11 protein-coding genes and 1 tRNA gene are annotated in these 10,174 nt (G+C 66.7%); 8 read left to right on the forward strand and 4 right to left on the reverse strand.

The features are described 5' to 3' along the window. Positions 1–11: 11 nt before the first annotated feature. Genes zipA through D893_RS11505 form a run of 4 tightly spaced genes read left to right on the forward strand, consistent with a single transcriptional unit; the run spans position 12 to position 4,036 of the window. Positions 12–1,211: a cell division protein ZipA gene (gene zipA / locus D893_RS11490; protein ID WP_110619868.1), complete on the forward strand. Its 1,200-nt coding sequence runs from the start codon at positions 12–14 to the stop codon at positions 1,209–1,211. Continuing rightward, positions 1,208–3,340: an NAD-dependent DNA ligase LigA gene (gene ligA, locus D893_RS11495; protein WP_110619869.1), complete on the forward strand. Its 2,133-nt coding sequence runs from the start codon at positions 1,208–1,210 to the stop codon at positions 3,338–3,340. Before zipA ends, ligA begins: the two co-directional genes overlap by 4 nt. Beyond that, positions 3,337–3,729 (forward strand): nucleotidyltransferase substrate binding protein, encoded by a 393-nt coding sequence (locus D893_RS11500; protein WP_110619870.1) that lies wholly within the window; start codon positions 3,337–3,339, stop codon positions 3,727–3,729. The genes ligA and D893_RS11500 overlap by 4 nt, the downstream gene beginning before the upstream one ends. Beyond that, positions 3,722–4,036: a nucleotidyltransferase domain-containing protein gene (locus D893_RS11505; RefSeq protein WP_110619871.1), complete on the forward strand. Its 315-nt coding sequence runs from the start codon at positions 3,722–3,724 to the stop codon at positions 4,034–4,036. The genes D893_RS11500 and D893_RS11505 overlap by 8 nt, the downstream gene beginning before the upstream one ends. On the opposite strand, the gene D893_RS11510 is transcribed toward D893_RS11505, so the two are convergent. Further along, on the reverse strand, positions 4,033–4,884 hold the full coding sequence (locus D893_RS11510; protein ID WP_110619872.1) for an ion transporter: 852 nt from the start codon (positions 4,882–4,884) through the stop codon (positions 4,033–4,035). The two genes, D893_RS11505 and D893_RS11510, sit on opposite strands and share 4 nt — an antisense overlap. Before the next feature lie 119 nt (positions 4,885–5,003). Between D893_RS11510 and D893_RS11515 the strand changes: the two genes are divergently transcribed. Continuing rightward, positions 5,004–5,594 (forward strand): class I SAM-dependent methyltransferase, encoded by a 591-nt coding sequence (locus D893_RS11515; protein ID WP_024329535.1) that lies wholly within the window; start codon positions 5,004–5,006, stop codon positions 5,592–5,594. Between the two features lie 18 nt (positions 5,595–5,612). Here the strand turns inward: D893_RS11515 and D893_RS11520 are convergent, their stop codons facing one another. The 3 genes from D893_RS11520 to D893_RS11530 all read right to left on the reverse strand — a co-directional run bounded on the left by D893_RS11520 (position 5,613) and on the right by D893_RS11530 (position 7,830). Beyond that, complete coding sequence (locus D893_RS11520) at positions 5,613–7,181, reverse strand: phospholipase D family protein (RefSeq protein WP_168409948.1); 1,569 nt, start codon at positions 7,179–7,181, stop codon at positions 5,613–5,615. A gap of 97 nt (positions 7,182–7,278) precedes the next feature. Beyond that, positions 7,279–7,355 (reverse strand) — tRNA-Val (locus tag D893_RS11525). A gap of 265 nt (positions 7,356–7,620) precedes the next feature. Next, positions 7,621–7,830, reverse strand: a complete 210-nt coding sequence (locus D893_RS11530; RefSeq protein WP_110619874.1) for a CopG family transcriptional regulator — start codon at positions 7,828–7,830, stop codon at positions 7,621–7,623. Positions 7,831–7,988: 158 nt separating this feature from the next. Between D893_RS11530 and D893_RS11535 the strand changes: the two genes are divergently transcribed. Genes D893_RS11535 through D893_RS11545 form a run of 3 tightly spaced genes read left to right on the forward strand, consistent with a single transcriptional unit; the run spans position 7,989 to position 10,087 of the window. Further along, positions 7,989–8,210, forward strand: coding sequence for a hypothetical protein (locus D893_RS11535; protein WP_018870378.1), 222 nt, complete (start codon positions 7,989–7,991; stop codon positions 8,208–8,210). Positions 8,211–8,253: 43 nt separating this feature from the next. Continuing rightward, positions 8,254–9,441, forward strand: a complete 1,188-nt coding sequence (locus D893_RS11540) for a site-specific integrase (RefSeq protein WP_246863921.1) — start codon at positions 8,254–8,256, stop codon at positions 9,439–9,441. Further along, on the forward strand, positions 9,431–10,087 hold the full coding sequence (locus tag D893_RS11545; protein WP_246863920.1) for a hypothetical protein: 657 nt from the start codon (positions 9,431–9,433) through the stop codon (positions 10,085–10,087). The genes D893_RS11540 and D893_RS11545 overlap by 11 nt, the downstream gene beginning before the upstream one ends. The last annotated feature ends 87 nt before the right edge of the window (positions 10,088–10,174 follow it).

The following is a 10,174-nucleotide window of genomic DNA, read 5'->3' on the forward strand; positions in this document are numbered from 1 at the left end:
GAGGAATTTTCGTGGACTGGATGCGGTTGAGTCTGCTGCTGCTGGGAATCGTCCTGATCGCGGGGATCTGGATCACGCACCGCGTGCGCACGCGTGCGCGCGAGCGTGACGAGGCCGATGACGCCGGCGACTGGGCCGATGATGCGGTACATATTCGTGCCGGCGCGCCCGATCCGCTGGACGAGGGCCCCCGGGTGACCGGCGGACGGCGCGAGCCGCATCTCGGCGTGACCTCACCGGGCCCGGATGCGGAGCCCGATCCGGATGATCCGTTCGAGGCCGCGCCGCGCGGCTCGGCCTCCGCGCAGGAACCCGTCAACGACATCTACGGCGTGCTGGAGGACGAAGAGCCCGGCGCCGGAGCCGGGGCCGGGGCCGGGGCCGCCGACCATGGTGCGTCCGGCCCGCGCGGGTTCGAGACCGATTACGGCGGCGACCTGCGGGCGGCGCCCGAACCCGAGCCCGAACCCGAGTCCGGGCGCCGTGCGGCTCCGGGGCGCCAGCGTCGCCGGAGCGCGAAGCCGTCGCCCGGGGAACGCCTGATTGCCGTCGGTCGCCAGGGTCTGGATGCCGTGCGCGCACGCATGCCGGGACCCGGACGCAAGTCGCGTGGCCCGGTGGGCGAACGCCTGGACCCGGACCACGAGGTGGATCCGGATCTGATCGAGGAGCCGGACCGGCCGGATCCGGAATCGCTGGGCGAATACGTGTCCGATCCGTGGAAGGCGGGCGAGAACCCGCGCGCCGCGTCGGCGTCGCTGCAGGAGAAGATTCTCCTGCTGCACGTGGTCGCGCCCCGGAACAAGCCGTTCACCGGCGTGGCGCTGGGCGCCGCGCTGGAGCGCGCGGGCCTCAAGCCCGGGGCGATGGACATCTACCACTACCATGAACCCGAGAGCGACAAACGACAGCCGCTGTTCTCGGTGGCCAACATGGTGGCGCCGGGCACCCTGCGTGACGAGGACCTGGCGGACATGATGACCCCCGGCGTCACCCTGTTCACCCAGGTGCACTACAGTGCCCATCCGCAGCGTGCGTTCGAGGCACTGCTGGAGAACGCGCACGCGCTGGCACGCGACCTCGGGGGCACCATCCTGGACGCACAGCAGTCGACGGCGACGAACCAGACCCTGGCGCACATGCGCGAGGACCTGAACCAGTGGCTGCTGCGCAACCGGCCCGACATCCTCCGTCGCGGGAGGACGCAATGAGCGCCGACCGCGAGCGCCTGGAGGCGCTGCGCCGGCAGATCGAACACCACAACCGGCGCTACTACGTCCACGACGACCCCGAGATCTCGGATACCGAATACGACGAGCTCCTGCGCGAGCTCGAGGCGCTGGAGGCCGCGCACCCCGAATGGATCACGCCGGACTCGCCGACCCAGCGCGTGGGCGCGCAGCCGGCCGAGGGCTTCGCGACGGTGCGCCACCGCCTGCCGATGCTGTCGCTGGCCAACGGTTTCGAGGCGGAGGAGATCCACGACTTCGACCGGCGGGTACGCGAACGTCTGGCGCGCGAGACCGGTGATCCGGCACGCGCCGAACAGGCCGTCACCTACATGGCCGAGCCCAAGCTGGACGGGCTGGCGATTTCGCTGCTGTTCGAGGACGGGGTACTGGTGCGCGCCGCCACCCGCGGCGACGGCGAGACCGGCGAGGACGTGACGGCCAATATGCGCACCGTGCGCCCGGTGCCGCTGCGCCTGGATCCGGCCGGGGCGCCGGGCGTGGGAGGCACGATCCCGGCCGTGCTGGAGGTGCGCGGCGAGGTGTTCATGCGCCGGGCCGATTTCCTGCGCCTCAACGAGGGCCTGGAGGCCGAGGGGCAGCGCGGTTTCATGAACCCGCGCAACGCCGCCGCGGGCAGCCTGCGCCAGCTGGACCCGAAGGTGACGGCCCGGCGGCCGCTGAGTTTCTTTGCCTATTCCGTGGGGCATGTCGAGGGCGGGGCACTGCCGGGGCGGCAGTCGGCGGTGCTGGACGCCCTGCGCGATCTCGGCCTGCCGGTGTGTCCCGAACGCCGCGTGGTGACCGGGGTGGCGGGCTGCCTGGGCTACTACGAGGAGCTGGCCGCGCGCCGGCGCGATCTGGATTACGAGATCGACGGCATCGTGTACAAGGTGGACGATCTGGCCGACCAGCAGGTGCTGGGGTTCGTGTCGCGGGCCCCGCGCTGGGCGATCGCGCACAAGTTTCCGGCCGAGGAACGCACCACCACGCTGCGCGATGTCGAGTTTAACGTGGGGCGCACGGGGGCCCTGACGCCGGTGGCGCGGCTGGAGCCGGTGCTGGTGGGCGGCGTGATGGTCTCCAACGCCGGGCTGCACAACATGGACGAGGTGGAGCGCAAGGATATCCGCGTCGGCGACCGCGTGATCGTGCGCCGCGCCGGCGACGTGATCCCCGAGGTGGTCGGTCGCGCCGGGGGCGAGCGGCCGGCGGAGACCCGCCCGATCGAGCTTCCGGCCGCCTGCCCCGAATGCGGCTCGCATGTTGAGCGGCCAGAGGGCGAGGTGGTGGCGCGCTGCACCGGCGGGCTGGTCTGCCCGGCGCAGCGGCGCGAGGCGCTCAAGCACTTCGTGTCGCGCCGCGCCATGGACATCGAGGGCTTCGGCGAGAAGCTGATCGAGCAGCTGGTCGACAACGGCCGGGTACGCACCCCGGCGGAGCTGTTCGCGCTGGACACGGAGACCCTGCAGCAGCTGGAACGGGTGGGGCCGAAACTGGCCGACAACCTGGTGCGCGCGCTGGAGACCGCGCGCGAGACCACGCTGGCGCGTTTCATCTTCGCCCTCGGCATCCGCGAAGTTGGCGAAGTCACCGCGCAGGCCCTGGCCGCGCATTTCCGTGACCTGGATGCCCTGATGGCGGCGGATGCCGAGACCCTGCAGTCGATCCCGGACGTGGGGCCAGTGGTGGCCGAACACATCGTGCATTTCTTCGCCGAGCCGCATAACCGCGAGGTGGTCGAAGCCCTGCGTGCGGCCGGCGTGCACTGGCCGGAACCGGAGCCGGCGCCGGCCCCGCCCGGCGACGCCGGGGACCATGCCGCGCAGGCCCCGCTGGCGGGCCGCACGTTCGTGCTCACCGGGACCCTGGAGGAGATGAGCCGCGACGAGGCGCGCGCGCATCTGGAGGCGCTGGGTGCGAAGATCACCGGCTCGGTGTCCAGGAAGACCAGCGCGGTCATTGCGGGTGCCGACCCCGGCTCCAAGGTCGCAAAGGCCGAATCGCTGGGCGTCACGGTGCTGGGTCCGGAGGAACTGGCACGGCTGCTGGAGGGCGAGGATCTGCTGGCCGAGCCCGAGCCCGAGCCCACGGAAGGAGGCAGCGCATGAGTGACGGCCTGCTGGTGACCCCGCTGCGCGACGCGGCCGCCTCGCTGGAGCGGGCGCTGGCGCAGCCGAAGGACGAGTTCATGCGCGACGCGACCATCCAGCGCTTCGAATACAGCTTCGAGCTGGCGTGGAAGCTGCTGCAGCGGCGCCTGGTCGAGGATGAGGGCCGCGAGGTGGTGATGCCGCTCAGTCGTCGGGAGTTGTTTCGTCTGGCGGCGACGCGGCGATTGATCGAGGATCCCGCGCAGTGGTTTGCCTTTCACAGGGCCCGCAACATGACCTCCCACACGTATAACGAAGCCGTGGCGGAGGAAGTGTACGAGATTGCCCGAAGCTTTCTGCCCGCCATGCAGGCGCTGATCGAGAAGCTGGAGCGTCCGGATGGTTGATCTTGCGCCGGCTCAGCGGGAGGTGGTGGAGCGTCTCGTGAGGCGGCACCTGCCCGCGGGGACGCGGGTGTGGATATTCGGGTCGCGCGCCACCGGGTCCAGCGCGCCCGCTTCGGACCTGGACCTGCTGGTGGATGCCGGCGAGGCCCTGGACTTCGCGATCCTCGGGGAACTGGAGGCCGACCTCGCCGAGTCGGATCTGCCGTTTCCGGTGGATGTGGTGGATGCGCACCGCATATCGGAGGCGTTCGCGGCCCGCATCCGCGCCGAATGCGTGCCGCTCCCGGAGGTCGGGGAGCTGGGCTAGCGTCCTTCGCGCGATCGCTGTTCCAGCAGGTTCTGCATCCGGGACAGGCGTTCCTGTAGCGCGCTGGTCTCCTCGTGCAGGGCCTGCAGTTCGTTGTGCAGGGCCTTGTTTTCTTCGTGCACACTCTCGTGGATGGCCTGCTTTTCGATCTCCACCGCGCGGTCGTGCATGCGCTGCATCGCGTCCACGATGATGGCGATGAACAGGTTGAGTACGGTGAACGTGGCGATCAGGATGAACGGCACGAAGAACGCCCATGCCCAGGGATGCTCCTCCATGACGGGGCGGGCCACGTCTTCCGACCAGCCCTCCAGAGTCATGACCTGGAACAGGCTGTACATGGTCGCTCCGAGACTGCCGAACATCTCGGGATGCGTTTCGCGGAACAGCCCGGTGGCGATGATCGCGAACACGTAGAAGATCAGCAGCAACAGACCGATGATGGAGATGATCCCCGGGATCGCGCGCAGCAGCGCCTCGACGATGAAGCGCAGCTTGGGCACCAGCGAGACCAGGCGCAGCAGACGCAGCACGCGCAGCACCGAGAACGGACCGGTAGCCGGGATCAGCGCGATGCCAACGACGAAGAAATCGAACACGTTCCACGGGTTGCGCCAGAAGCCCAGACGATAGACGAACATCTTGGTCAGGACCTCGACGGTGAAGATCGACAGGATGATCACGTCGGCGCTGTTGATCACGGGGCCGATCGCCTGCATCACCGCATGCGAGGTCTCCAGTCCCAGGGTCAGGGCGTTCAGCAGGATCAGTCCGATGATGAAGCGCTGGGTGTAATTGGCTTCGATCAGGGCCGTCAGGCGGCCGCGCAGGGTTACGGTCTCGGTCATGGTGGCCTGGTCGTGAAAACGAACGTATGAAGAAGCAATCGGGTGACTGCAGGGCGCGCCAAGAGTAGGCCAAACCCGCGCGCCCGGCAATGGAGCCCGGAACATGCAAGGAGTGGATGATGTGGGATGAACGCTATTCAACGGAGGAATTCGCCTACGGCACCGAGCCGAACGACTTCCTGCGCGAAGCGGTGGCGACCCTGCCGCCGGGCGACGCGCTGTGCCTGGGCGAAGGCGAGGGCCGCAACGCGGTGTATCTGGCCGAACAGGGCTTCGACGTGACCGCGGTCGACAGCTCTCTGGTGGGCCTGCGCAAGGCCGAACGGCTGGCGGCCGAGCGCGGGGTGAGTATCCGGACCGAGGTCGCCGATCTGGCTGACTACCGCATTGATCCGGAAAGCTGGGATGTGATCGTGTCGATCTTCTGTCACGTGCCACCGGAGATCCGTCGCCGTGTGCATGCCGATGTCGTACAGGGGCTGCGCCCCGGCGGGACTTTCATCCTCGAGGCGTACACGCCGGCGCAGCTGGCGCACGGCACCGGTGGCCCGCCGGTGGAAGAATTGATGATGGACCTGAACGCGCTCAGCGAGGAGCTCGATGGCCTCGAGTTCGATTACGCCCACGAGCTGGAGCGCGATGTGCTGGAAGGGATCTACCACACCGGTCGCGGCGCGGTGGTGCAGGTGGTCGGCCGGCGTCCGTCCTGAGCGGGCTGCCCGCGGGTATTACAGCAGGCTCTCCACCGGGAACAGGATGGTAAGGTCCGAAAGGATCTGACGCATGTGGCCGGCCTTGGGATCGCGCCGCCACGTGCGGCCCTGGTCGTCGCTCCAGATCAGGTTGTCCTCGGCGTCCAGCTCGACCCGGTAGGCGAACTCGGGCTGGATAATCCGCTCGTGCAGGTCCACGACCTGGCCGACCAGCGCCGGTTCGCGCAGGAACACCCCGGATTCGGTATTGCTGTAGGCCGAACGCGGATCGAGGTTGTAGGAGCCGACGAACGCCTCGTGGCCGTCGATCACGAAGGCCTTGGTGTGCAGGCTGGTCTGCGACGACCCCAGGCCCCAGCGCCTGGCCCGTTCCTCGCCGTTGGGCAGGGCGGTGGGACGCAGCTCGTGCAGCTCTACGCCACCCTGCAGCAGCGCCGGTCGGCGGCGTGAATATCCGCTGTGGGTGAACACCACATCATTGGAGGCCAGCGAGTTGGTCAGCACGCTGACGCGAACGCCACGCTCCGCCATCTCGATCAGTTCCCGGGTGCCCCGCCGCTGCGGCACGAAATAGGGCGTGATGATGCGCAGCTCGTTGCGTACCCCGGAAAAGCGGGCCCGCAGCGCCGGGGTGACCCCGCCATCCCGCTCGGGATCGAAACCCGCGGTGTCCAGCGCCTTGGCGGGCGGGTCCGCCACGAAGTCCGCCGCCGCAGTCCAGACATAGGCTTCATCGTCATCGATATGTCCGGGGGGCAGGCGCCCGGCCGGGGCCTTCTGCAGCAGCGGGTGGTCGTTCTGTGTCGACAGCCATTCCTGCAGGGCCTCGCGATGCTCCTGCAGCCGGGGCGGATCCGGGAGACGCGAGACCACACGCTGGATGCCGATGGCACCCTGGCTGTTCCAGAAATCGTGGAAGGAGGCCTCCACCTCGGCGGCCATTGGCCCGACGATCGCCACGTCCAGATCCGCGAAATTGTATTCCGGACTGGCCTCGAAGTACTCGTCGCCGATGTTGCGCCCGCCGATGATCGCCAGGTGGCCGTCGACCACCCAGGCCTTGTTGTGCATGCGTCGGTTGAGCTGAACGCCCCGGGTCAGGAATTCCAGCCCCTTGCCGAGCATCCCGTGACGGGTGCGGAAGGGATTGAACAGGCGGATGTCGATGTTGGGGTGCTGATCGACGGCGGCGAGGATGTCGTCGCGGCCGCGGGCATCGATGTCGTCCAGCAGTACCGAGACGTTGACCCCGCGGTCGGCCGCGCGCAGCAGCTCGCCGAGAAGGGCCCGGCCGGCGGCATCGTTGCGCCAGATGTAGTACTGAATGCTCAGCCGATCCTCGGCCTTGCGCGCGCTGAAGGCCCGCCACTGAAAGGCTTCGACGCCATCATCCAGCAGACGGAATCCGGATTTCCCCGGAGATGCATCCACCCGGGGCGTGATCCATTCGGCGAGGGGACCTTTGGCGGCCGGTGCAGAGGGCGGATTCGCGGGGCGGTCGTCGCGCGGTTCCAGCGACGCACAGCCGGAGGCCAGCAACAGCACCGCAAGCCCCGTTACCAACGCCCTGAGCCTGGACTCCATGTCTGACCGCCCCGATCTCCGGCAGCCCGACCCGATGTACGGGTTCCGGGCGAAAAAAAGGCGAGCCGGACCAGGTCGGGCTCGCCTTTCACAAATCTGGTAGGCGCGAGTGGACTCGAACCACCGACCCCCACCATGTCAAGGTGGTGCTCTAACCAACTGAGCTACGCGCCTGTCGTGTCCGAGACGCGTATTCTACAGCGTCTTTCGGGTGTGTCAAAGGATGCTGTAAGTGTCGGATTTGTTGAGCCATTTCGAAGGGCGTTCTGGCTATTGTGGCACATGTCGCGTTGATCATGGACTGCCCGGTTCCGTACCGGCCATCGCTGGTTATGCTGCCTGGGCCTTGTGTGGGCCTTACATGTGCCTAGATCGAACGGGGCTGGCCCGATTCGGTGCCGAGGTGGAAGCACAGAAGTGAGTACCACCGTGTTGGGCCTTAACGGTCGTTCGATGACTCCGAGGGCGGGTGGCCCTCTCTGCCACGGCGCTCCAGAAATTCCTCGATCGCCATCCGAACGACATCCGAGCGTGTCGGGATATTCGGGAACTGATCTCTGAGATCGGAGCGGCATTCATCAAGGCGGTCGAGCGTCTCGTCGTCCAGCCGGATGTTCACCTGCTTCTGATGGGTCTTGGAGGGTTTCATGGAGAGATCCGTCGTCGGTTTCGATTCCGGGCAGTATACCCGCGCGTCCGTATAGCCGTATAGCGAATAGCGCCTATTTACTTGACTCCAACGTATAGCCGCTATACACTTAACGCATGGCCGTATAGCGGCTAGACACCGACAAAAGGAGATGAATGATGACTTATCTGAGTTCGGCAGAGCTTGCCGAGAAGCTTCACCTCAATCCCCGCTACGTCAACAACGTCCTGCGGCATGAGTGCCTCTCGGAAGGACGGCACTACGTCCGGCCGTTCGGGCGCCGCAAGGTGCTCTACATCTGGGAAACGATCGAAGAGGACATGTTCACCGACGCGGTGGCCGCGATCCCGATGGCCAACGGAGGTAAGACCAATGGGTAGTGTTCGTGTAAGGAAGGAAACGGGCCGCCTGTTCCTGGACTTCATGTACCAGGGGGTTCGCTGCCGGGAGTACACGGCCATGACCGACACGGTTGCGAACCGAAAGCGGGTCGCGAAACTGCTGGAGCGGGTGGAGGCCGAAATCCGGGTAGGGGTCTTCGATTACGCCAAGACCTTCCCGAACAGCCGCAATGCGCAGCGCTTCGCGCAGCCGGATGCGGTCGTGTCGCAGGATAGCGGTCCCGAGTCGTCAGCGGATCAGCCCACGATGCGGGAGTTCAGTGACACCTGGTTCGCGGAAAACGCTCCGCTGTGGAAGCCCTCGTACCAGACGAAGGTGACCGACATCCTGTCGAAGCACGTGGTCCCGCAGTTCGGGGACCGAAAGGTCGGCGACATCCAGAAATCCGAAATTCTCCAGTATCGCGCAGAACTCGCCAAAGTGAACCGCGATACCGGGAAGGCGCTCTCCGCGTCTCGGATCAACCAGATTCTGAACGTAACGAAGCAGATTCTGGAGGAAGCCGCCGACCGCTTTGACTTTAACACGCCGTTTCAGGGCATCAAGCCCATGCGGATCGGGCGTTCGCAGGTGGATCCGTTCTCGCTGGAGGAGGTCCAGCGGTTTCTGGACGCCGCGCCGCCGGAGTGGCGCGGGTATTTCCTGGTCCGCTTCTTCACCGGCATGCGGACCTCGGAGATCGACGGGCTGAAGTGGGACTGCGTCGACTTCGACCGTCGGGAGATCCTGGTGCAGTCGGCCCGGGTGCAGGGCGAGGAGACCACGACCAAGACCGACGGGTCGACGCGCACGATCCAGATGTCCGACGTGGTGTACCGAGCGCTCATGGAGGAGCGCGAGGCCATGCGTCAGCGCCCGGAGACCCACCGCAGCCGCTACGTGTTCTCCACCCGGTACGGGTATCCGATCGCCTACCGCAACGTGAACAACCGGGTCTGGTACCCGACGCTGAAGAAGGCGGGACTCAAGCGCCGCAATCCCTACCAGACGCGGCACACGGCCGCGACCCTGTGGCTGGCGGCCGGGGAGAGTCCGGAATGGATTGCCCGGCAGATGGGGCATTCCAACACCAAGATGCTGTTCACGGTGTATTCGCGTTATGTGCCCAACCTGACGCGCCAGGACGGGTCCGCCATCGACCAGCTCCTGCGTATGCGCCTGCAGGGCGGGACGGTCGACAGCAGCAGGGAGGTGGAGCATGAAGGCTGAAACCGTGGAAGACCTCAAGATGTTCGTGGAGCTCGACGACATCGCCTGCCACGAACCGGTGGACCTGTCGGCCCGGGTCGAGATCCAGGGGAAAGGGACGGCACCGAGTGGTGAGGAGTACCTGAGGCTGCGCCTGTATGACTCTTCCGGATGGGTCGGGGCGTTTGCCCGGTGCGGTGACTGGGCCGGCCACGGTCTGGTGGACGGCCAGCTCCGGGACCTCTCGCTTCACACGGCGGACACGCCCAAAGGGCAACGGGTGCTGGTCGCGCACCCGGATTACGGTCAACCGCCGTGCGAACGGGATGCGCTGGACCTTCTGCCGGCGCACCGGGCGCCGAATCCGGAGGATCTGGGTCGTCTGATCGATCTGGTCGAAGGCCTGGAGACCGAAGGCTATCGAGCGTTTGTTCGGGACGTCTTTTCCGACCCCGACTTCGCCATCAGCTTCGTGACCGGCACGGCCTCGGGCCGCTGTCATCATGCGGAGCGGGGCGGTCTGCTGAACCACAGCCTGGAAGTGGCCGAAGCGGTCTCCGTGGCCACCGAGCGCATGAGCGTGGCGACCTGCATGCGGGAAGCCGGGATCCTGCTGGCGCTCTTTCACGATGTGGGGGAGTTATGGTCAAGTCTGGTGTATGAGTGATCGCTGGTTCAGGCGGCGCTCCGGTCGGTGATGGAGGATTCCTCGTCGTTGGTCGGTTCGGTCTGCTCGATGCCGTCGATGAACTGA

Origin of the sequence: Thioalkalivibrio sp. ALE21 (assembly GCF_003208255.1) — a bacterium.
Taxonomy (GTDB): Bacteria; Pseudomonadota; Gammaproteobacteria; order Ectothiorhodospirales; family Ectothiorhodospiraceae; genus Thioalkalivibrio; species Thioalkalivibrio halophilus.